Annotated in this window: 17 protein-coding genes and 1 pseudogene; 9 read left to right on the top strand and 9 right to left on the bottom strand. The window is 58.5% G+C overall.

Annotation, left to right across the window (positions count from 1 at the left end; genetic code table 11):
* Nucleotides 1-84 precede the first annotated feature (84 nt).
* The 5 genes from CAter10_RS21575 (at nt 85) to CAter10_RS21555 (ending at nt 7,911) form a co-directional block, all read left to right on the top strand.
* Nucleotides 85-1,185, top strand: a complete 1,101-nt coding sequence (locus CAter10_RS21575; protein WP_061535509.1) for an ABC transporter substrate-binding protein — start codon at nt 85-87, stop codon at nt 1,183-1,185.
* 164 nt (nt 1,186-1,349) lie between these two features.
* Entirely contained in the window at nt 1,350-3,155 is a 1,806-nt protein-coding gene (locus CAter10_RS21570; protein WP_061535066.1) for an ABC transporter permease, read from the top strand.
* A gap of 14 nt (nt 3,156-3,169) precedes the next feature.
* Nucleotides 3,170-4,261 carry an ABC transporter ATP-binding protein gene (locus CAter10_RS21565; protein ID WP_061535065.1) on the top strand — a complete coding sequence of 364 codons (1,092 nt, stop codon included), beginning with the start codon at nt 3,170-3,172 and terminating at the stop codon, nt 4,259-4,261.
* 118 nt (nt 4,262-4,379) lie between these two features.
* Nucleotides 4,380-5,453: a porin gene (locus CAter10_RS21560; RefSeq protein ID WP_061535064.1), complete on the top strand. Its 1,074-nt coding sequence runs from the start codon at nt 4,380-4,382 to the stop codon at nt 5,451-5,453.
* 250 nt (nt 5,454-5,703) lie between these two features.
* Nucleotides 5,704-7,911: a M3 family metallopeptidase gene (locus CAter10_RS21555; RefSeq protein WP_197467157.1), complete on the top strand. Its 2,208-nt coding sequence runs from the start codon at nt 5,704-5,706 to the stop codon at nt 7,909-7,911.
* 124 nt (nt 7,912-8,035) lie between these two features.
* On the opposite strand, the gene CAter10_RS21550 is transcribed toward CAter10_RS21555, so the two are convergent.
* From CAter10_RS21550 to CAter10_RS21530, 5 genes are read right to left on the bottom strand one after another with little or no spacing between them, the layout of a single operon-like run.
* Nucleotides 8,036-8,521: an asparaginase domain-containing protein gene (locus tag CAter10_RS21550; RefSeq protein WP_061535063.1), complete on the bottom strand. Its 486-nt coding sequence runs from the start codon at nt 8,519-8,521 to the stop codon at nt 8,036-8,038.
* A gap of 41 nt (nt 8,522-8,562) precedes the next feature.
* Entirely contained in the window at nt 8,563-9,996 is a 1,434-nt protein-coding gene (locus tag CAter10_RS21545) for a cytochrome c (protein ID WP_082798021.1), read from the bottom strand.
* Nucleotides 9,993-11,594, bottom strand: coding sequence for a GMC family oxidoreductase (locus CAter10_RS21540; protein ID WP_061535062.1), 1,602 nt, complete (start codon nt 11,592-11,594; stop codon nt 9,993-9,995). Before CAter10_RS21540 ends, CAter10_RS21545 begins: the two co-directional genes overlap by 4 nt.
* A 2-nt stretch (nt 11,595-11,596) precedes the next feature.
* A complete protein-coding gene (locus tag CAter10_RS21535) occupies nt 11,597-12,067 on the bottom strand; it encodes a sorbitol dehydrogenase family protein (RefSeq protein WP_236905559.1) in 471 nt (156 codons plus the stop codon).
* Entirely contained in the window at nt 12,052-12,237 is a 186-nt protein-coding gene (locus tag CAter10_RS21530; RefSeq protein WP_061535060.1) for a hypothetical protein, read from the bottom strand. The genes CAter10_RS21535 and CAter10_RS21530 overlap by 16 nt, the downstream gene beginning before the upstream one ends.
* 192 nt (nt 12,238-12,429) lie before the next feature.
* Between CAter10_RS21530 and CAter10_RS21525 the strand changes: the two genes are divergently transcribed.
* Nucleotides 12,430-13,182 (top strand): hypothetical protein, encoded by a 753-nt coding sequence (locus CAter10_RS21525; protein ID WP_061535059.1) that lies wholly within the window; start codon nt 12,430-12,432, stop codon nt 13,180-13,182.
* A 33-nt stretch (nt 13,183-13,215) separates the two neighbouring features.
* On the opposite strand, the gene CAter10_RS21520 is transcribed toward CAter10_RS21525, so the two are convergent.
* Nucleotides 13,216-14,208 (bottom strand): D-2-hydroxyacid dehydrogenase family protein, encoded by a 993-nt coding sequence (locus CAter10_RS21520; RefSeq protein WP_061535058.1) that lies wholly within the window; start codon nt 14,206-14,208, stop codon nt 13,216-13,218.
* Between the two features lie 406 nt (nt 14,209-14,614).
* Between CAter10_RS21520 and CAter10_RS21515 the strand changes: the two are divergent.
* Nucleotides 14,615-16,473 (top strand): annotated as a pseudogene (locus CAter10_RS21515) (phosphoenolpyruvate carboxykinase (GTP)).
* Nucleotides 16,474-16,861: 388 nt separating this feature from the next.
* On the opposite strand, the gene CAter10_RS21510 reads toward CAter10_RS21515, so the two are convergent.
* A complete protein-coding gene (locus CAter10_RS21510) occupies nt 16,862-17,179 on the bottom strand; it encodes a hypothetical protein (protein WP_061535057.1) in 318 nt (105 codons plus the stop codon).
* Between the two features lie 386 nt (nt 17,180-17,565).
* On the opposite strand from CAter10_RS21510, the gene CAter10_RS21505 reads away from it, so the two are divergent.
* Nucleotides 17,566-18,531 (top strand): LysR family transcriptional regulator, encoded by a 966-nt coding sequence (locus tag CAter10_RS21505; RefSeq protein WP_061535056.1) that lies wholly within the window; start codon nt 17,566-17,568, stop codon nt 18,529-18,531.
* Between the two features lie 110 nt (nt 18,532-18,641).
* Here CAter10_RS21505 and gntK read toward each other — a convergent pair whose 3' ends face one another.
* Nucleotides 18,642-20,189 (bottom strand): gluconokinase, encoded by a 1,548-nt coding sequence (gntK, locus tag CAter10_RS21500; RefSeq protein WP_061535055.1) that lies wholly within the window; start codon nt 20,187-20,189, stop codon nt 18,642-18,644.
* Nucleotides 20,190-20,549: 360 nt separating this feature from the next.
* Between gntK and gntR the strand changes: the two genes are divergently transcribed.
* Nucleotides 20,550-21,590, top strand: coding sequence for an HTH-type transcriptional regulator GntR (gene gntR, locus CAter10_RS21495; RefSeq protein WP_061535054.1), 1,041 nt, complete (start codon nt 20,550-20,552; stop codon nt 21,588-21,590).
* Between the two features lie 85 nt (nt 21,591-21,675).
* On the opposite strand, the gene CAter10_RS21490 is transcribed toward gntR, so the two are convergent.
* Nucleotides 21,676-22,134, bottom strand: coding sequence for an Lrp/AsnC ligand binding domain-containing protein (locus CAter10_RS21490; protein ID WP_061535053.1), 459 nt, complete (start codon nt 22,132-22,134; stop codon nt 21,676-21,678).
* Nucleotide 22,135 lies beyond the last annotated feature (1 nt).

Raw genomic sequence — 22,135 nt, 5'->3', positions numbered from 1 at the left:
AGTGGCAGCCATGTCATGGCTTGCTGCGGCTCGTCTGCGCCTTTTTGAATAACGAATAACTCAACCCACCAGGAGATGACACGCATGTTTATCAAAAAACCTTTGGCAAGCGCACTCGCAATTTTGTCGTTGAGCTTCGCGCTCAACGCCTCGGCGCAAGCCCCTGCCGGCTATCCGGCCGATTACGCCAAGATCGTCGATGCCGCCAAGAAGGAAGGCAAGCTGGTGATCTACAGCGCCACCGATTCCAAGGCCGCAGAACCGTTGATCAAGGATTTCAGCGCGCTGTACCCAGGCGTCAAGGTGGAATTCAACGACATGAATTCGACTGAAGTCTATAACCGCTTCATTTCGGAAGCGGCAGCTGGCGGCGCCACGGCTGACGTGCTGTGGTCTTCGTCGATGGACCTGCAAGTGAAGCTGGTCAGCGAAGGCTACGGTGCGGTATACAAATCGCCGGAAGCCGCAGCGATTCCAGCCTGGTCCAACTTCAAGGACACCGCCTACGGCACCACCTTCGAGCCGGTTGCCATCGTCTACAACAAGCGCCTGGTAAGCGCCGATGAAGTGCCGGCCACGCATGCCGATTTGACCAAGCTGCTGACCACCAAGGCAGACAAGTTCCGCAACAAGGTTACCACCTACGATATCGAAAAATCCGGCGTCGGCTTTTCCTTCATCACCGAAGATGCGCAGCTGAATCCGCAATTCTGGGATCTGGCAAAGGCGCTGGGTGATGTCGGCGTACGCGTGCAATCGTCGACCGGCACCATGCTGGAGCGCATCTCTTCCGGCGAGAACCTGATCGGCTACAACGTGATCGGTTCCTACGCGCAGGCGCGCGCGGCAAAAGATCCATCGATCGGCGTTGCCTTTACCAAAGACTACAACCTGGTGCTGTCGCGCGTGGTGTTCATCAACAAATCGGCCAAGAACATGAATGCCGCCAAGCTGTGGATCGATTACCTGCTGTCGAAGCGCGGCCAAGCCATCATCTCGAACGAATCGCAGCTGTATGCGCTGCGCTCGGATGTCAGCGGTAACGCCACTCTGGCGACACTGACTACGCAACTGGGTACAGCACTCAAGCCGATTCCTGTCACACCGGCCTTGCTGCAATACCTGGACCAGACCAAGCGCCTGGCATTCCTGAAGCAATGGAAAGCCGCCGCAGGAAAGAAATAAATTAACGACGGCCGGCGCTCCCGACTTGGCGCCCCAAACTTGGCGTCCCTGTCATTCCCGCGCACGCGGGAATCCATTTTTGCCTATTTCGTTTGCCAACCTGGATCCCCGCGTGCGCGGGGATGACAGATTCTTTAAACGCAGGTTTTTCTGCAAGGTACAAAATGTCATCCATTTCACCTCCCCATCCGCTGGCCAGCCGCTCCCGGCTGGCGCGCATTAACTGGCCGCGCGGACTGGTGGTCACGCTGGCAGCAATAGCCATCTTCCTGCCGCTGACCCTGATTTTCTATCAAAGCTTTCTGTCGGCCCCGTTCTTTGCGCCGATCAAGACCCTTAGCCTGGAACCATATCGCTTCATTTTTGACGATCCCGATTTCCGCCAGGCTTTCATCAACGGCTTGCTGCTGGCCACCGGCCTGGCACTGATCGCCGTGCCGCTGGGCGGCATGCTGGCGTTCCTGATGGTGCGCACCGATCTGCCGGGCCGCAACTGGATCGCGCCGATGCTGCTGGTGCCAATTTTCGTGTCGCCAATGGTGATTGCGTTCGGCTACGTGGTATCGATGGGACCGGTCGGTTTCTATACCGTGTGGGTGCAGGATCTGCTGCGCATGATCGGCATCGAGGCGACACCGTGGAACGTGTATGCCTTCCCCAGCATCGTCATCATCGCCGGCCTGACTCACGTGCCGCACGTCTATCTGTATGCATCGGCGGCACTGAAGAGCCTGGGCGCCGATGTCGAAGAAGCAGCACGTGTGGCCGGCGCATCGCCGCTACAGGTCGCGCTCAATGTCTCGCTGCCGATGATCCTGCCGGCGCTGTCGTATGCCGGCGTATTGGTATTTTTCCTCGGCTTTGAAGTGTTCGGCCTGGTGCTGGTGCTGGGCGATCCCGAAGGCCATCTGGTGCTGCCGACCTATCTCTACAAACTGACGAACAAACTTGGCACACCGTCCTATCATCTGATGGCGGCAGTGGCGGTTTGCCTGGTGGCGGTGACCTTGCCACTGGTGATGATCCAACGCTGGCTGCTGCGCTCGGCCAATAAATACGTCTCGATCAAGGGTAAGGGCGCACGTCAGAAGGCGCTGCCGCTGGGTAAATGGAAATGGCTGGCGTTCAGCCTGATCGCGGCGTGGCTGGTGTTCACCATCGTAATTCCGTTGTCCGGTATCGCCCTGCGTGCGTTTGTCTCACACTGGGGTTACGGCGTGTCGCTGATGGATGCGCTGACCTTGCAGCACTTCCGCGACATCATGGATCAACCATCGCTGGTGCGCGGCATCGTCAACACCATCATGATCGGCGTCATCGGCGGCGCATTGGCGGTGGCCTGCTATTGCTGCATTGCGCTGGCGATGCATCGCAAATCAGATGGCATCACGCGCTTCCTCGACTATAGCGTGCTGATCCCGCGCGCCGTGCCGGGCCTGCTGGCCGGACTGTCGTTCCTGTGGGTGTTCCTGTTTGTGCCGTCGTTCCTCGACAAGCTGCTGCAAGGCCATGACAACTTCATCGCGGCGTGGCTGGTGGAAAACTTCATTCCGCAATTGCGCGAATTACGCTCGACCATCTTCTCGGTCTGGCTGGCGTACTCGGTGGTATGGCTGGCCTATGGCCTGCGCCTGATCACCACGGCATTGTTGCAGGTTGGCCCGGAACTGGAAGAGGCGGCGCGCGCGGTCGGCGCCCGCCGCTCGCAGGTGACGCGCGACGTCACGTTGCCGCTGGTGCGCTACGGCGTGCTCGGTGCGTGGCTGATGGTGTTCCTGATTTTCGAGCGCGAGTATTCGACCGGCGTCTATCTGCTGTCGCCCGGCACCGAAGTCATCGGCGCCCTGATCGTCTCGTTGTGGGCCTCGGGCTCGGTCGATCTGGTTGCCACGCTGTCCTTCATCAACATCACGCTAGTGGCCATCGGCCTCGGCATTGCACTGCGCTTCGGCGTCAAGTTGCACGACTAATCCAGGAAATCATCATGAGCGAATTAAGTGTCAACAACCTGCATCTCGACTACGGCAGCGGCGCCAGCGCCAATCCGATTCTCAAAGGCGTATCGATGGAGTTGCAACGCGGCGAAGTGGTCGCGTTGCTAGGACCGTCCGGTAGCGGCAAAACCACCTTGCTGCGCGCAGTAGCCGGTCTCGAATCGCCAAAATCCGGCACCATCCAGATCGGTGCGCGCGCCATGTATGACGGCGAGCGCAAGCTGGAAATCCCAGCCGAAGAGCGCAACCTCGGATTGGTGTTCCAGTCCTATGCATTGTGGCCGCACAAGACAGTGTTCGACAACGTTGCGTATGGCCTGAAGTTGCGCAAGATGGGCGGCAGCGACATTGCCGAACGTGTCAATACCGTACTGATCCAGCTCGGCCTCGGTCATCTGGGCGACCGCTTCCCGCATCAATTGTCCGGTGGCCAGCAGCAGCGCGTGGCGATTGCGCGCGCGCTAGTGTACAACCCACCGGTCATCCTGCTCGACGAACCCTTGTCGAACCTGGACGCCAAGCTGCGTGAGGAAGCCCGTGCTTTCTTGCGCGAACTCATCGTGCGGCTTGGTTTGTCGGCATTGATGGTCACGCACGACCAGGCCGAAGCGATGGCGATTTCCGATCGCATCCTGCTGCTCAACAACGGCAAGATCGAACAGCAAGGCACGCCGCAAAACATGTATGAGACGCCGGATACCTTGTTCACCGCCGAATTCATGGGTAGCAACAATCGCCTGCCGGCCAAGATTTTGCAGCGCGATGGCGCTCAGGCGCTATTGCAAATGGAAGGCGGCAACGTCAAGGCAACGCTGCGCGGCCAGGCTGTCAATAACGACGGCAAAGAGGCCATCGCCATCATTCGCGTCGAGCAGGTCAACATCTCCGATATACCTCTGGAAAACGCCATCAAGCTGCCGCTGTCGACCTGCATGTATCTGGGCGACCGCTGGGAGTGCGTGTTCCGCAACGGCGCCGAGAGTGGCGCTGACAGCACCGTCCTGCGCGCCTATGCGCGGCATCGCTTGTCGCCGGGGGAGTACTGGCTGCAATTGCCGCAAGACGCGCTGTGGGCGTTCTAAGACATCACGGGGAAAGGGGGGACTCAGGTCGATATCACGCAGTAGCGTTTGTGCCGCTCAGCGGTAACAGCACAAGCAACAAAAAAATAGTCATCAAAATCAAACCGGAGGAAGCAACATGACAAGAAAATACCTGGCGACGGCAACGCTCGCCGCACTCGGCACGATAGCCTGCGGCGCGCACGCTCAAACCAGCGTCAGCGTCTACGGCCTGATCGATACCGGCGTTGAATATGTGAACAACGCCAATGCCAGCAAGGATGGTTTGTTCCGCTTGAGTTCCGGCGCGATGAACACATCGCGCATCGGCTTTCGCGGTACGGAAGATCTGGGCGGCGGACTGAAGGCCGTGTTCCAGTTGGAAAACGGCTTTAAGACCGACACCGGCGAATTCGACAGCGCCGGTCTGCTGTTCGGCCGGCAAGCCAATGTCGGCCTGGAAGGCAGCTTCGGCCGCATCGTCGCTGGCCGTTCCTATTCGACTACCTATGACTTCATCCTGCCATTCGATCCGATGGGTTATTCGGGCCAGTATTCGTGGGTGACATCAGCCGGCGCCACCGGCGGCCGCAAGGACGGCATGCTGACCAACCTGCCGAACATGCTCAAGTACCAGGGTAAATTCGGCGGCTTCAAGCTAGGTGCGACCTACGGCTTCGGTGAAGTTGCCGGCAGCAACGGCGACAGCGCCAAGTACGCGCTCGGCGTGGGCTATGAAAACGGTCCGTTCCGGATCGCCGCAACATTCGACCGCGTCAACGGCGCAGCGGCAACGCTCGGTAGCGGTTACGATAAAGCCACCAGCATCCACCTGGCCGGCGATTATCAGGTCACCAGCAACCTGGGACTGGACCTCGGCTATCGTAACTACAAAAAGACGCTGGCCAGCAACGCACCCGACCTGCGCAGCGATTTCTTCTGGGGCGGCGCCACTTACAAAGTGACGCCGGTAGTCACGCTGATCGGCGCGATCTACTATCAGGACATCAAGAACGTCGCCAATGGCAAAGATGCGGACCCGATCATGTATTCGGTGCGCGGCAAGTACGCATTATCGAAACGTACCGACCTGTACCTGAGCGCGGCCTACGCCAAGGCCAAGAACCAGCAACTGGTCGGCCTGTCGCGTGACGACCTGGCCTACGGCAACAGCCAAACTGGCGTGATTGCCGGTATCCAGCACCGGTTCTAACGGCAACTGGTATCAAGCCGGACGCACACTCACTGCGTCCGGCGATTTTCTCTCCCTGTATCGCCTCAGCCGCGCAAAACATCTGCATAGGCCTTGATCAGCACTAGACCTTTTGGCGATGCTGCGAATTAACGCCGAAAGCGTAGAATGTTGCTGCACGCAAACGAGATCTCAACGCCAATCCACAAGGTTCGCGTTGATTTTTGTTATTGCGCAAACAATATCCAGTTCAAATAGACAAGGGGAATTGATGCAAGCTTCCATACAACGTATCTCGGCATGCGGATTGATGTTGACCATTGGCACAGGGTTGATGGGCTGCGATGTCGGCACCAAACCGAACAGCTCCATCGCCACTCCAACGGCAGCAACAAGTCCAGCAACGGCGCCATCGCCGTTCGCCCAAATCAGTTCCCTGCCATACAACCTGCCACCGTTCGACAAGATCAAGGATTCGGATTTCGCTCCTGCCTTCGAGCAGGCCATGGCCCAGCAACGCCAGGAAGCGGCGGCAATCGCCAAGAATCCCGCGGCGCCGACTTTCGATAATACGATTGTCGCGCTGGAGCGCTCCGGCCAGATGCTGACGCGCGTTTCGGACGTGTTTTTCAATCTCACCGGTTCCAACACCAGCCCTGCGCTGGACCAGGTCCAGCAGGATGTGGCGCCAAAACTGGCGGCGCAGAATGATGCCATCCTGCTCGATCCGGCGCTGTTCGCCCGCGTCGACCAGCTTTATCAGCAGCGCGCCGGCCTTGGCCTCGATCCGGAATCGCTCCGGCTGCTGGAGCGCTATCACGTCAAATTCGTCCGTGCGGGTGCGCGCCTGAGCTCGGCAGACAAAGACCGGTTGCGTGCACTGAACCAACAGATTTCCTCACTCACCACACAATTCCAGCAAACCTTGCTGAAGGCGAACAACAACGGTGCGCTGGTGGTGGACCGCCTGGCCGACCTGGATGGCTTGCCGCCAGAAAGAATTGCCGCTGCAGCGCAGGCGGCAAAGAGCCGCAACCTTGAGGGCAAGTGGGTGATCCCGCTGCAAAACACCACCGACCAGGCGGTGCTGGCGCAGCTCAAGAATCGCCAGCTGCGCGAACGCATCTATAAAGCCTCCATTACCCGCGCCGACGGCGGTAGCGACGACAACGTCGCCTCCGTCGCCCAGATCGTCAAGCTGCGCGCCGAACGCGCGACGTTGCTCGGTTATCCCAACCACGCGGCTTATGTGCTGGAAGACGAGACTGCAGGCACACCGGCAGCCGTCAACCGGATGCTGGCGCAACTCGCGCCCGCCGCTGCGGCCAATGCCCACAAGGAAGCGGCCGAAATCCAGAAGCTGATCGACCGCCAGGCCAAGGCCGCGCACACCAAGCCATTCAAGCTACAGCCGTGGGACTGGGCGTTCTATGCTGAACAGGTGCGCAAGGCGCGCTACAACTTCGACGAAACCCAGGTCAAACCTTACTTCGAGTTGAACCACGTACTGAAAGACGGCGTGTTCTATGCGGCGCATGAATTGTATGGCGTGACGTTCAAAGAACGCTCCGACCTGCCGGTGTACCAGCAGGATGTGCGCGTGTTCGAAGTGTCCAACGCCGACGGCTCGCCGCTTGGCCTGTACCTGTTCGACGGCTTTGCACGCGACAACAAGCAGGGCGGCGCCTGGATGAACAGCTATGTGTATCAGTCGCTCCTGTTTGGCACCAAACCGGTGGTGTCGAACAATATCAATATTCCAAAGCCACCTGCAGGCAAGCCGGTGCTGCTGACCTTCGACGAAGTCAACACCATATTCCACGAATTCGGCCACGCGCTGCACGGCTTGTTCTCGAACGTGCAGTATCCGATGTTCGCCGGTACCCAGGTGCCGGAAGATTTTGTCGAATATCCGTCGCAATTCAATGAAATGTGGTCGCATAATCCGCAAGTGCTTGCGCACTATGCCAAGCACTACAAAACCGGTAAGCCGATGCCGCGCGCACTGATGGAAAAAGTGCTGGCCGCGCACAAATTCAATGCCGGTTTCGAAACTTCCGAGTATCTGGCAGCAGCGATTCTCGACCAGGCATGGCACCAGTTGCCGGCAGGGCAGACGCCGTCAGCCACGGAGGTGATGGATTTTGAAGCGCAAACCTTGCAGAAGACCGGCGGTGAAGGATACGTGGTGCCGCCGCGCTATCACACACAATACTTCCAGCACATCTTCGCCAGCGGCTACTCGGCGGGTTACTACGCCTATATCTGGAGCGACGTGCTGGCCAAGGATACCGAGCACTGGGTCAACACCCACGGCGGCCTCAAGCGCGCCAACGGCGACCTGCTGCGGGCCAAGATACTGTCGCGCGGCTTCAGTGAAGATCCGAGCGCATTATTCAAGGATTTTTATGGACGTGGTCCCGATGTCGGACCGCTGCTGGAAGCGCGCGGCATGGCGCAAACTGCCAAGACCCAGTGAGGGTATTGAACGGGGATCGGCGAAGGCTATCCCCGGTTTGCTAATGTGGTTGATTACCGATGCGGAGCAGCTAGCCTGCTCCGTTTTTTTGCCTGCTCGAATTGCAGCGGGTGTCAGAGCGAAATTAAAGTGGCTCGAAAACCCCTGCCGCACGATTCTTTTCGACTTTATCCCACGCAAAAATCTTGCCATTCATCGCCACATAGACGCCAGGTGGCAACACTTGCGCGACCCCGCAGGCAAATCCGAAATTGAACAACGCGTCTGAGTTATCGATCGAATAGGGAATCATCGCGCCAGTCACCACAATGGTCTTGTCGAGCGCAGCTGCGCCCAGTACGGCGGCGGTATCGCGCATGGTGTCGGTGCCGTGGATGATCACGATCGCCTGCTCGCTCGCGTGCGAACAGGATGCCAGCACGCGGCGACGGTCGATGTCCTGCATGTCGAGCGAATCGAGCAACGGCAATTCTTCCAGCGCGATGTCGACGGTGATCCGGGCGCGCTGGATCACCTGCGGCAGATGGCTGGCGGCAAAGGTCAATTTACCGGCGATCTCGTCGTAGTGTTTATCGAAGGTTCCGCCGGTGGCGATGATGCGTAAAGCCATGGTATTCCGTTTCCTTTTCTGCAATTATTGCCGGTCGATTGTCACGGCGATGGTTTGCGCCGACGCCGTCCGAACAGTAAAAACAGTATAAATACCACGATCAACGCCGCTGCCGCCAGCCCCACCGGCAATAAAGTCAGCAACGGCGATGCCGGCCCACCCTGGCGCTGGGTCTTGACCAGCTCCGGCGTGATAGCCGGCGCGTCGGCATGGCCGTATTGCTTGAGGATGTAATTGGCCAGCGTGGCAATCTGGGCATCGTTCAAATGGTCGGCGAAGCCGGGCATGAAAGCCTCGTCATTCTTGCCGCGACGCTGCACGCCATTCAGGATCACCATCAGCAGATTGCCCGGATCGCGCGCACCCACCACGCTGTTGCTGAACAATGACGGGTAATAACCGCCGACCACGCCGCTGCCGCTGGCTGAATGGCAACTTGCGCAATTGCCGCTGAACAGTTCAACGCCACCGGATGCGTTGTTGCTGACCGATACCGTTGCAACGCCACGCAAATCAGCGTCGTCGTCAGACGGCTGGCCCCATGCATAACGCGGCTTCTTGTCGGCTGCATCATTGATGGCCGGCACGCTGCGCAGATAAGTGACGATTGCTTTCAGGTCGTCATCGTTGAGGTATTGCAAGCTGTGTTCGACCGCTTCGGCCATGCCGCCGGCGGCCGAGGCCTTGCCGGGAACCAGGCCGGTCTTCAGATACTGGATCAATTCTTCATCTTTCCAGCCGCCGACGCCGCTGACCGGATCGGGCGTGATGTTGAACGCGGTCCAGCCGCCCAGCTGAGCGCCACCGAAGGCGCGCTTGCCGTCGACGCCCATGGTGACGTTACGCGGGGTATGGCATTCCTGGCAGTGGGCCAGCCCTTCGACCAGGTACATGCCGCGGTTCCATTCCGGACTCTTGGCGGTGTCGGGCTTCAATTCGCCCGGCTTGAAATTGAACAGATTCCAGCCCGCCAGGACCCAACGCTGGTTGAGCGGGAACGGCAATTTGTTTTCCGGGGTTTTCTGCTGTATCGGCGGCAGGCTGAACAGATAGGCCTTGATCGCCAGTACATCGTCACGCGACAGCTTGGTGAAAGAAGCGTAGGGGAACGCCGGATAGAGATGCTTGCCTTCGTCGTCGATGCCTTCATGCAGCGCACGAACGAAATCTTCGTCGCTCCAGTTGCCGATGCCGGTTTCCTTGTCGGACGTGATGTTGGGGCCGTAGATGGTGCCGAACGGCGTCGCCAGCGGATAACCGCCGGCAAATGGCTTGGCCGGGTCTACCGTGTGGCAGGCGATGCAGTCGGCGGCCTTGGCCAGATATTCGCCACGCTTGATCTGGTCGGCGTTCGGACCGGGACCGGGGGGCGGATTGGCCGCATTGACGACATCGGCTGCATACGCGCCGTGCACCACGCCGGCGACCAAGGCCACAGCGCCAATCCAGCGGGAAAAGTGATGGCGGGCCGTCATAGCACTGTCCTCAAGGTATCGGCGATGCGTAGCGACAACGCCGCGATCGTCAGGGTGCAATTCACCGTACCGGCCACCGGCATCACGGCGCTACTGGCGATGAACAAGTTCTCGTGGTCATGCGAACGGCAATGGGCATCAACTACCGAATCGCGCGGATCGCCACCCATGATGACCGCGCCCATGATGTGATTGTTCGGCGCAAAATCGTCTGCAAATTGGATTTCTGTGCCGCCGAACATTGCCGCGATGCTGGCGTAGGTCTGGTGCGTCAGCACCGCACTTTTCTTTACGTAGTCATCAATCGAGTAGGTGATCTCCGGTTGCGGGATGCCCAATGCATCGCGCTTGTCGGCACTCGGCCGGATCCGGTTTTCCGGATTCGGCAGGATATCGTGGAAGCTGTTGATATTGACGGTGCGCGCCGCGCGGCGGCGGATTTCCTGGTTCAGCTTGACGCCGACCAATCCATTCTTCAGCGCCGTTTGCGCCGCATGATTAGTCTGCGCCATGTTATTCAGATGCAGCTTCTTGGCGGCGTATTCGGAGCGGAAAGCGCCATCGCGCATATCCACCAAGGAAGTCATTTCGATCGGCCCGCGTCCCGGCCATAAATCTTCGTTGGCGAGGAAAGTGACGCCGGTGCCGGGATGATCCATCAGGTTGCGGCCGACCTGGTCGGAGCTGTTGCCGACGCCGTTAGGATGCTTGTCGTCTGTCGAGATCAGCATCAGTTTCGGAATCTCGATGCCGTTCGCCGCCAGCACGAAATACTTGCCGGTGACACGATGCGTGACACCGTCCGGGTCCTTGTAATGCACTGCGCTAATGCGTTCCTTGGCATCCACCTCAATGCGGTAGACCACCGCGTCGGCCAGCACCTTGGCGCCGGCTTTCTCGGCCTTCTCGACGTGGATGATGCCGCTGTACATGGCGGCGATCGGGCAGATCGGCATGCAGTTGTTGTTGCCGCAGCAGTTCGGCCGCTGGTCGTAAGCGCGGCTGTTGCGCGCCACCGGCTCCGACACGACCTTATGGCCGGCGGCATTGACGACGGCGCTGAAGCGCTGGTCATTCCACGAGAGCGGCAGGTGATCCATCGGATACGGCTGTTTGCGCGGCGAGCCGAGATCGGTGCCGTCGTTGGGGCCGGATACTCCAAGCTCGACTTCGGCGCGGTAATAGTACGGCTCCAGCTCGTCGTAACTGATCGGCCAGTCGCGGCCGACGCCGTACAAGGTTTTCATCTTGAAGTCGTTAGGCAGGAAGCGCCATGCAGCGGCGGCCCAGTGCCAGGTCGTACCACCCACTGCGCGGATGTATTGCGAATTGTATTTGTGTGTTCCCTTGAGGATCAGGTAATTGTTTTCCGGCGTGTATTCCGGATGCGGCGCATATTTGGTGGACGGGTAGGGCACCATGAAATCGTCTTTGCTCGGCGTATTCCGATAGTTTTCGACGATGCGCCAGCGTTCGATCCGCGGCCCGGCTTCCAGCACCAGTACCGATGCGCCAGACAAGGCAAGTTGATGCGCAACCAAAGCGCCGGCGACGCCGGAACCCACGATCACGACATCGGCAGACAAGTTATCGGCCATGTTCAACCCCCCGCTTTCAAGACTGCCGGTTGTGTCACCCAATAGCCGGGAGCGGCGCGACAATAGGTCGGCACCACCACCGCGTCGCGGACCTGGTCAAACATCAGCGCCGACTCGAATGAGACGACTTTGGCGCCGCCGGTTACGCCGTCGTCGCCGACGACGCCCAGATACCAGGCGCTGATAATCCGATGCAATACCAGCGAGAGCGCAGAATCGTTGCCGACCGCCGCCGCCAGGTTATCCACATCCTTGATCTGATGATCGAGCGCGTATTGCCAAAGCGCCGCAGCCTGCTTTTCAAACTCGATCGCCTGCGTACTCAGCGCGCCATAGATTCTCGTGCCGGTGCGCGGATTGAGTTTTTGCGTACCGGTCAACAATGTCGATAGAGCCAGGAAATTACTTTGCTGCTGATTGGCGGGATTTTGCGGAGAGGATGCGGATGCGGCGGGTGTTACGGGAGGGGGGATTGGGTTTGGGCGGATGCTTGCCGCATCCAGCGTGGCGTACTCAGCAATGCGAAACTGACGCCGGTCAGCAATATGGCATTGCGCCTGCTGGCGGAAAACGCACTGCCGTCTGGCACTGCATCGGGCGGATCGACTTTCTTTTCACTTGCATTGTGTGGACGTTGCTTCATGTGGCTAGTCCTTTCTGCCTTGTGGGTTGGCTGATTATACTAGGACATGGCAAAGAAAATCACTGCCTCGTGTTTTTACGGGCGGGCTGTATCAATCAAAGATTGTTACAGCGTGCTATCTATGAAAACGCGGCGCAGCAGCTACACTGGTAGCGTTTGATTTCAGCATAAGCCCTTTTTTAAGCATCGCACATGAAACCCATCGCACCCGGCACTGTTATTTTCCATCGCTATCGCGGCTATGGCGTGATCACCTCGGTCAACCTGTTGACCGGTTGGGTCGCCGCGCGCTTCGGTAGTGAAGTGCGAACGCTCGACATGAACCTGTCATCCGACGAATTGCAGCATGCCGATGGCGAGCCGATCCTGTTCCGGCGGGCGCCACCGGATCGCATGCCGCATGCGCGCCTGATGGCGCTGGTGCGCGAATTGCATCGCGCCGGTTATCAGCGTTTGTATCTGTACAACTGGCCCAAACCGTCCGGCCTGCATTGGCGCTGGCACCTATTTTGCGGTCGCCGCAACTGGATGGAACGCCCATGGCGCGAAGGCTGGTACGGTTCCGGCGCCGATTACAATTTCAATCCGATCCTCGGCTGGGGCGACCAGCCCGGCGCTTCAGTGCCGGAACTGGCGAGCGCCCTGGCGCAATTCGATCCGCACGGCCTGGCGCAGGCATTGGGACGCGACGAGGATCACAGCAACTGGTTTGCCCACATCTGCGACGCCTTGCTGCCCGACTATGCGTTCAGCCTCGGCTGGAGCGGCGGCGTATTGCCGCCAAGCCTGCCGGTGATCCCAGTGCGCAAGAACGTACCCGAGTACAGCGGTCCACCGCTGCCATGGCCGCCCGGCTGGAACGGCATGTGGCACGACACCACGCTGGCGGCACCCGCCGCCAGGCTGAACAAGCTGATCCTGCCGAGTGGCGCGGACGACGATTGATTTGACATAGGCTCGGCGCGCTGCCCCCTGCGATTATTTTTGCAACAGGGCGTTCGGGTTCAGGACATTCTTCGGCGTACCGTTGGCAAAGTCCACCAGGTTCTGGAAGGCCGCACGGAAATACAGCTCGTAACTGTCTTTTTCCACATAACCGAGATGCGGCGACGCCAGCACATTCTCCATCTGCAACAGTGGGGACGTGTGCGGCAACGGCTCGGTCTCATACACATCCAGCGCCGCGTAACCTGGCCGACCTTGCTGCAAGGCAGGCAGCAAGGCATCGGTGGCAACCAGTTCGGCGCGGCTGGTATTGACGAAGATAGCGCTCGGCTTCATCAGCGCCAGGTCACCGGCTTCAACGATGCCGCGTGTCGCATCGTTCAGGCGCAAATGCAATGTCAGCACATCGGCTTCAGAAAAAAACTGTTGTTTCGATTCGGCGGCCTGATAGCCATCCTGCTGCGCTGCCGCGCGACTGGCATCGCGGCCCCAGACCAGCACGCGCATGCCGAACGCCTTGCCATAGCCGGCAATCATGCGGCCGATTTTTCCATAACCCCAGATAGCCAGTGTCCGTCCCTTGAGGACATTGCCGAGCACATTGTTTTGCGGCAGCGACGACACCGTTTGCCATTGGCCTTGCTGCAAATTGGCGACGTAGCGTGGAATACGGCGGCTGGCAGCCATGATCAACGCCCAGGTCAGTTCAGCCGGCGCAGTTGGATCACCAATGCCTTCAACGATAGCGATGCCGTTTTCGGTAGCCGCTTCGACATCGATATGGCCGCTGACCTTGCCGGTCTGCGAGATCACTTTTAAGTTCGGCAATTTTTGCAGCAGCGCCTTTGAAAACGTGCTGCGTTCGCGGATCAGCACCAGCGCGTCAAATTCGGCCAGGCGGATCGCCAACTGCCCGGTTCCGCGCGCAGAATTGTTGAACACTTTCACGTCGTGGCCATCCAACATCTTGAAGCAATCGAGATGACGGACGCTGTCTTGATAATCATCCAATACGGCAATTTTCATGGCGGTTTCTTGATCAGGAAATTGAAGAATAAACAGGGAAAAACGGCGAAAACCCGGGCTTTGCGTAATAAAGCAACGGCATCCGGAAAATGGAAAATACCTTACTACAAAAGTTGGTCATTTTCACTACAAATCGGGTGTACAATCGCCCCAATTTCCAGGATAACTTGTACAAAAGAGACAACATCAGCCTTGGTATGCGGCGTGTGCCAGCAGTAAAACCAACGAGCGAACGCTGATCTGAACCGGACCCATTATTTCATTTTCGCTGTCGGCGGTCATCCACTGATAGCGATAACAATCGAGTCAGAGCAAAGCCAGAACCACCTGGCAAACCAGTTGCTTGAGCGCCGCGCGCCGCACTGGAATGAAAAAATTTCTTTATTAGTATTGGAGGTAGTTTTTCATGAATCAACCACTCATGGGCGGCATCGCCGCACTGAATGCACCCGCCTACGTCAAACAGCAAAAACTGATCAACTGGGTCGCCGAAGTTGCAGCACTGACCAAGCCTGAACGTATCTACTGGTGCGATGGCTCGCAAGCCGAATACGATCGCCTGTGCGCCGAAATGGTCGCCGCGGGCACCATGAAAAAGCTGAATCAGGAAAAGCGTCCGAACAGCTACCTGGCCTGTTCCGATCCATCGGACGTGGCACGCGTCGAAGACCGCACTTTCATCTGTTCGGCCAAGAAAGAAGACGCCGGCCCGACCAACAACTGGACCGATCCGGCCGAAATGCGCAACACGTTGCACAACCTGTTCGATGGCTGCATGCAGGGCCGCACCATGTACGTTGTGCCATTCTCGATGGTCCGCTGGGCTCGCCGATTGCGCATATCGGCGTCGAACTGTCCGACTCGCCTTACGTCGCTGTCAACATGCGCATCATGACCCGCATGGGCAAAGCCGTGTACGACGTGCTCGGCGCCGACGGTGAATTCGTGCCATGCGTGCACAGCGTCGGCGCGCCGCTGGCAGCTGGCCAGATGGACGTGGCCTGGCCTTGCAACCCAACCAAGTACATCGTCCATTATCCGGAAACCCGCGAAATCTGGTCCTACGGCTCCGGCTACGGCGGCAATGCGCTGCTCGGCAAGAAGTGCTTCGCATTGCGGATCGCCTCGACCATGGGCCGCGATCAGGGCTGGCTGGCGGAACACATGCTGATCCTCGGCGTCGAATCGCCAGCAGGCAAAAAACACTACGTGGCGGCAGCGTTCCCGTCGGCTTGCGGCAAGACCAACTTCGCCATGCTGATCCCGCCGAAGGGCTTCGAAGGCTGGAAGGTCACCACCATCGGTGACGACATCGCCTGGATCAAACCCGGTGCCGATGGCCGCCTGTATGCGATCAACCCGGAAGCGGGTTATTTCGGCGTGGCGCCCGGCACCAACGACAAGACCAACCACAACTGCATGGCTTCGTTGCGTGAAAACACGATTTTCACCAACGTTGCGCTGACCGACGACGGCGATGTCTGGTGGGAAGGCATGAGCAAGGAAGCGCCAGCGCATCTGATCGACTGGCAAGGCAAGGATTGGACTCCCGCGATCGCCAAGGAAACCGGCGCCAAGGCAGCCCATCCGAACGCGCGCTTCACCGTCGCCGCAACCCAGAATCCCGTGATCGACGCCGCTTGGGACGATCCAGCCGGCGTGCCGATTTCCGCTTTCATTTTCGGCGGCCGACGCTCCACCACGGTGCCGCTGGTAACCGAAGCCCGCAACTGGGTCGAGGGCGTCTACATGGCGGCGACGATGGGTTCGGAAACCACTGCCGCCGCAGCCGGACAGCAAGGTATCGTGCGCCGCGATCCGTTCGCCATGCTGCCGTTCATCGGCTACAACATGAGCGACTACTTCCAGCACTGGCTGACGCTGGGTGAAAAGCTGACGGCACAGGGCGCTGCTGCGCTGCCGAAGATTTACTGCGTCAACTGGTTCCGCACCGACGCCGACGGCAAGTTTGTCTGGCCTGGCTTCGGCGACAACATGCGCGTGCTGAAGTGGATGCTGGATCGCCTCGACGGCAAGAGCGGCGGCGTCGAGCACCTGTTCGGCGTAACTCCGCGCTTTGCCGACCTGACTTGGGAAGGCCTAGACTTCAGCGAGCAACAGTTCGACCACATCACATCAATCGACAAGGCCGCCTGGAAAGCCGAAACAGCCCTGCATACCGAGTTGTTCGATAAGCTGAAGCATCATTTGCCGCAGGAACTGGTGGCGGTGAAGCAAGCGCTGGAAAAGCAACTGGCCGACTAAACACCCGCGCCATGTCGCACCCGCGCTGAATGCCCACCAAATAAAAACGCCCGCAATTTGCGGGCGTTTTTTATGCTACACGACAAATCCAAGTGCGAACAAAAACGCGAACCAGGATACTTAAGGCAAAAAAATCCCCGCGGCCATTTCAGGCAACGGGGTTAATCCTTCCATCGCAGGAAAGAGGAGACGTCAGAAATACGGTAATGCAATACGGCGGACAAATACAGCGCATCCGCCTTGAGGCAACTTCTTACAGGCCGTTCAGACCCATCCAGGCCAACACGCGCGCGCCTTGCGCACGCAGCCATTGCATGACTGCAAAAGTCGGGAAACCGTCGTCGTCGTGGTAGATATATTGGTGCATGTGGAAACTCCTTATAGTTAATTAATCGCGACCGGCCAGCAAACGCAATTCAGCGGCCAGGTTCGGCTGGCTGACGGCATGGTCGTTAGCCATGCGGCGCATCAATTGCTGTCCCATGAACTTGCTGCGCGCAATTCGCTGATCCAGCGACTTGCGCGGTTTAATCAACATCAGTGCAGCACGCAACAACCCCATCCACAGCGGCTTGAAATAAACCATCAAGGTCGCCACCGCGCCCAGCCCAAGCACCGGCCGCAGCACGTTTGCCGCTGCGGCCAACAAGGCCGACGCATCGAACAGGGCAATTTCAGCAGGGATGGCTAGGGCAAATATGGACATACAAATTACTTTTCATGGTGTTGTTGCATTGCAGTATATTCATTAGGAAGTAACCTATCCAATTCCCATTTTCGATATCAGTTATGCCCTGAGCGAATAATGGGTGGAATATTTAAAAGATGGAGGATGCGCCGCCGTTAACATTTCCTGTGCCGCGCCAATACTGACAACGTTCACGTGCTGGTTTCCGTTCCACGTCAGCAATCAACCGATATTTCAGACATAATCAAACTCGATATGCAGCTTTTGCGGCACCGCAATATTTATATCTCGCTTGAAATCTGTCATTGTGGTTTCATATAACAGATATAAAATCCATGAATATTTCTATAGCCAAACGAATTATTCCCGCATTCAGCCAGAATGAAATTAACGATTAACCGACCATGAGCTTTCTAACGCTTGACTTGAATCTGCTGCGCGTCTTCGATGCAGTCATGACTGAGCAAAACCTGACGCGCGCCGCCAGCCGCCTGGCCATGACGCAACCGGCAGTGTCCAATGCCTTGAAGCGCTTGCGCGACACCCTTAACGATGAACTGCTGATCCGTACCGCGCACGGCGTCAAGCCGACCCAGCATGCGGAAGAGTTGTGGCCTGTGGTACGGCGCGCATTGACTGACCTGGAAACCGCGATCACACCGGAGACCTTCGACGTCTCGCGCGCGCACACCACCTTCCAGATGGCCATGGCAGACGCCACTGCGGCCTTGTGGCTGCCGGCGCTGGTGCGCACCATCGAGCGCGACGCCCCGCAATTGAATATCCGCATGGTGCCGCTGACGACCCGCGATCCACGCCAAATGCTGTTGCGTGGCGACGTTGACCTGGCGGTCGGTTTTTTCCCTGGCGTAGCGGCGCAACTGGCTGGTGGTCAAACCACCAGCGCTTCGCCTATCCATCATGAGCGCCTCTATACCGGCGAGTACGTGTGCGTGATGCACAAGAACCATCCGCTGGCCAACCAAGTGCTGACGCTGGACAATTACTGCGCATCGCATCACTTGCTGGTCAGCTTCTCGGGCCGCGCCCACGGCTTGATCGATGAAACGCTGGCGGCGATGGGTCGTGAGCGGCGCATCCTGTTGACCGTCAACCAGTTCTTCACTGCCGGCCGCGTGGTCGCCAGTTCCGACCTGCTGACAGTGTTGCCGCGCCACCTGATCGGCGCCACCGGCATGACCGATGTCCTGGTTGCGCGCGAGTTGCCGTTCCCGACACCGGCGGTGCATGTCGACATGCTGTGGCACGAACGGGATGCGCGCAACCCGGCGCACAAATGGCTGCGCAGCCACCTGAGCGCGACGGCGCATGAAAAATTCAGCCTGATTGATCCTGAAGAGGAAGATTGACCCACATAGACGACATTGAAATGTGCGTAAGCACAGGTGCTCACTCTACAAGGCGAAATTTAGCGAAGTTGGGTGGGCAAATTTTTGCCCACACACCACCTCAACTTAACTCAAGCAGCAGTCTCCCGCTGAAACAGCGACAACTGCCGATACTGCTGCTCCAGCAGCTGCGGAATCGCCGAATAGATCGGCCACAAGCGCGCATACAGCGCGACATTGTCTGGATTCGGCACATGCCGGTGCGTCGCTCCCACCATGTCGGCGATCACTTCCAGAGAATCGATTTTCCCCAGCGCATACAAGCCAAGCACGGTCGCCCCGAGGCAGGACGATTCGACGCTCTCCGGCACCACCACTTCACGATTGAAGATGTCGGCCATCATCTGCCGCCACAAGGCTGAACGGGCAAAGCCGCCGGTCGCCATCATGCGTTGGGTCGGACCGATCAAATCCTCGACCGCCGGCAAGATGCTGTACAAACTGAAAATCACGCCCTCCAGGGCGGCGCGAATCATGTGTTGCTTGCGGTGATGCATCGCCAGGCCGAAGAAGGAACCGCGTGCATCGGCGTTCCACAGCGGCGCACGCTCACCGGCCAGATACGGGTGAAATAACAGGCCTTCACAACCGGCTACCACCGTTTCAGCAATACTGGTCAGGGCTTCGTAAGGATCCAGGCCGGCATCCCTGGCCGCCGCCGCTTCGGCTGTCGCCAGTTCATCGCGCACCCAGCGGAAGATGCTGCCGCCGTTGTTGGTCGGGCCGCCGACCACCCAATGCTTGTCGGTCAATGCATAGCAGAACGTACGGCCGGATGGGTCGGTCAACGGCTTGTCGATTACAGTACGCATCGCGCCGGAGGTGCCGATGGTGACCGCCACCTGGCCCGGACCGATGGCGTTGACGCCGAGGTTGGACAGCACACCGTCATTGGCGCCGATGACAAACGGCGTCGTCGGCAACAATCCGAGTTGTTGCGCCACCGCTGGCTCAAGGCCGCTGAGGTGATGCGTGGTCGGCACCAATTGCGAAAGCTGGTTGGCGCCAATGCCGAGCAATTCCAGCGCGCCACAGTCCCAATCAAGCTGCTGCAGGTTGAACAGCCCGGTTGCCGATGCAATCGAATGATCGACCAGCCAACTTCCGAACAATCGATAGAAAACGTATTCCTTCATGCCCACGAAGCGCGCGGTGCGAGCAAACATGTCCGGTTGGTCATGGCGCAACCACATGATCTTGCATAGCGGCGACATCGGATGAATCGGCGTGCCGGTGCGCAGGTAAATCGCGCGTCCATCCATCTTGTCGCGAATCCGGTTGGCCCATTCGCCGGCGCGGTTATCTGCCCAGGTAATGCTGTTGCTCAGTAAATTGCCTTCACTGTCGACCGCAATGACGCTATGCATGGCCGCACTGAAAGACACCAACGCAATCTGTTCGGCAGCCGCCTTGCTGCTGCTGACAGCCTGGCGAATCGCTTCAAGAACCGCGGCATAGATCAGCAACGGATCCTGTTCCGCCATGCCGGGACTGGTGCACATCAGCGGATATTCCACCGCGTGCTGCGCCACCACTTTTCCCTGGGTTGTGAACAGCACCGCCTTGGTGCTGGTGGTGCCGATGTCTACGCCAAGCATGTATTCTGGCTGATGATGCATGAACTTCCTCGTGATCTGATGAACTCCGCACAGGGGCGGTAATCGTTACCTGTCTCTGCCACCTGAATCTGTCAATTGTAGTGCTTGCAGGCGGCTGGGATGATACACCAGATGTTAGCGCTAACATTGCCCATCTTTCGCAAAATGCAGGGTAACAGTTCACGTGCGAGTAGTATCATTCCCCTAAGGAAACAGTAACAGTAAGGCATGTTTCGGCGTAACATCATTACGCTGGGCAAAGCAACAATATCCCGCGGCAGCCTGAAATACAACATCAGCGGCAGAACATACTAAACAGCGCGAGCTACTGGCAAAATATCGAGCGCCAAGAAGACAATACGTTAATCACTGTCAGCCACCATGAATACTCCGTTTCCGGAATTGAAACCACAACGTCACAGCAGAGCCAGCGGAAGGGTAACAATCGTCGACGTCGCACGGCTGGCCAAAGTCAGCCCGATGACTGTCTCGCGTGCACTAAAGACACCGGCGCTGGTGCAACTGGGCGCACGCGAACGGATTGCGGAAGCGATCAAGCAACTCGGCTACGTGCCGAATCAGGCCGCCAGCACCTTGGCGTCGGCCAAGTCGCAAGTGATTGGCGTCATCGTGCCATCGCTGAGCAACTCGGTATTCGTGGAAACCCTGACGGGCATTCGCGATAGCCTCAACCAGCACGGCTACAAATTCCTGATCGGTGAAAGCGGCTATTCGCCGGAACGGGAAAGCCAGCTGATCAGCACTTACCTGGCGCATGCGCCGGACGGCTTTCTGCTGAGCGGCATCGAGCAGCAGGACACGCTACGCGAGCAACTGGCCACCAACAATGTGCCGGCAGTGCGCATGTTTGACCTTGGCACCAGCTGCGACGATGTAACGGTAGGCTTTTCGCATGAAGAGGCGGGTTACAGCATTGCCCGCCATCTGATCGAGCGCGGCTACCGCCAGCCCGGTTTCCTCGGCGCCCAGCTGGATCCGCGCATGATGAAGCGCCGCCATGGCTTTCGCCGGGCATTGTCGGAAGCCGGCCTCAACCCCGGTGTCGAAGTGCTGACGCCGGCAGCGTCGACGGTTGAACTTGGCACCCAGATGCTCGGCCAGATACTGCAACAGGCTCCCGACTGTGACGCTGTGTTCTGCTGCAATGACGATCTGGCGCTGGGCGTCCTGTTCGAATGCCAGCGCCGCGGCTTGTCGGTTCCCAGCCAGATGGCGATAGCCGGTTTCAACGATCTGCCATGGTCGGCGTTCGCCAATCCTGGCATCACCACCATCGTCACGCCGCGCTACCAGATCGGTTTTACTGCAGCCCAACTGCTCATCAAGATCTTGCGGCGCGAACCAATCGACAATCCGAATATCAACCTCGGTTTCCGACTGGCGATCCGGCATAGCACCTGAGCAAGAAATCCGAGGTTTGATAAAAAAACCGCTCTTTCCGATAGCGCCGGACAGAGCGGTTTTTGTTTGGCAGCGGCGTAAACGCTTATCGAATCGGCAACTTGGTAGTGTGCTTTACCTCTTCCATCACTGCATAGGTGTGCGTCTCGCGCACCCCCTTCAGCTGCAGCAGCGATTTGCCGAGAAACTCGCGATAGGCATTCATGTCCTTGACGCGCGCCTTGACCAGGTAATCGAACCCGCCAGCCACCATGTGACACTCCAGCACTTCCGGAATGATCTGCACGCTCTGGCTGAAGGCGTCGAAGACTTCCGGCGTGGTGCGGTCCAACACCACTTCGATAAACACCAATAGCGCCACATCGAGCAGCTGCGGATTGAGCTGAGCGCTGTAGTGGAGGATATAACCGGCTTCCTGCAACTTGCGCACCCGCTCCAGGCACGCCGCGGGTGACAAGTTGACGCGGGCCGACAGATCGACGTTGCTGATACGGCCGTCGTTCTGCAACTCCGCCAGAATTTTCTTACTGATCTTGTCAAGCATG

The organism is Collimonas arenae, from assembly GCF_001584165.1.
Taxonomy (GTDB): Bacteria; Pseudomonadota; Gammaproteobacteria; order Burkholderiales; family Burkholderiaceae_D; genus Collimonas; species Collimonas arenae.
This window is presented reverse-complemented; position numbering and strand designations above follow the sequence as displayed.

Coding starts and splice junctions, on each gene's coding strand:
- CAter10_RS21575 (WP_061535509.1), top strand. CDS start 85: ATGTTTATCAAAAAACCTTTGGCAAGCGCACTCGCAATTTTGTCGTTG.
- CAter10_RS21570 (WP_061535066.1), top strand. CDS start 1,350: ATGTCATCCATTTCACCTCCCCATCCGCTGGCCAGCCGCTCCCGGCTG.
- CAter10_RS21565 (WP_061535065.1), top strand. CDS start 3,170: ATGAGCGAATTAAGTGTCAACAACCTGCATCTCGACTACGGCAGCGGC.
- CAter10_RS21560 (WP_061535064.1), top strand. CDS start 4,380: ATGACAAGAAAATACCTGGCGACGGCAACGCTCGCCGCACTCGGCACG.
- CAter10_RS21555 (WP_197467157.1), top strand. CDS start 5,704: ATGCAAGCTTCCATACAACGTATCTCGGCATGCGGATTGATGTTGACC.
- CAter10_RS21550 (WP_061535063.1), bottom strand. CDS start 8,521: ATGGCTTTACGCATCATCGCCACCGGCGGAACCTTCGATAAACACTAC.
- CAter10_RS21545 (WP_082798021.1), bottom strand. CDS start 9,996: ATGACGGCCCGCCATCACTTTTCCCGCTGGATTGGCGCTGTGGCCTTG.
- CAter10_RS21540 (WP_061535062.1), bottom strand. CDS start 11,594: ATGGCCGATAACTTGTCTGCCGATGTCGTGATCGTGGGTTCCGGCGTC.
- CAter10_RS21530 (WP_061535060.1), bottom strand. CDS start 12,237: ATGAAGCAACGTCCACACAATGCAAGTGAAAAGAAAGTCGATCCGCCC.
- CAter10_RS21525 (WP_061535059.1), top strand. CDS start 12,430: ATGAAACCCATCGCACCCGGCACTGTTATTTTCCATCGCTATCGCGGC.
- CAter10_RS21520 (WP_061535058.1), bottom strand. CDS start 14,208: ATGAAAATTGCCGTATTGGATGATTATCAAGACAGCGTCCGTCATCTC.
- CAter10_RS21510 (WP_061535057.1), bottom strand. CDS start 17,179: ATGTCCATATTTGCCCTAGCCATCCCTGCTGAAATTGCCCTGTTCGAT.
- CAter10_RS21505 (WP_061535056.1), top strand. CDS start 17,566: ATGAGCTTTCTAACGCTTGACTTGAATCTGCTGCGCGTCTTCGATGCA.
- gntK (WP_061535055.1), bottom strand. CDS start 20,189: ATGCATCATCAGCCAGAATACATGCTTGGCGTAGACATCGGCACCACC.
- gntR (WP_061535054.1), top strand. CDS start 20,550: ATGAATACTCCGTTTCCGGAATTGAAACCACAACGTCACAGCAGAGCC.
- CAter10_RS21490 (WP_061535053.1), bottom strand. CDS start 22,134: ATGCTTGACAAGATCAGTAAGAAAATTCTGGCGGAGTTGCAGAACGAC.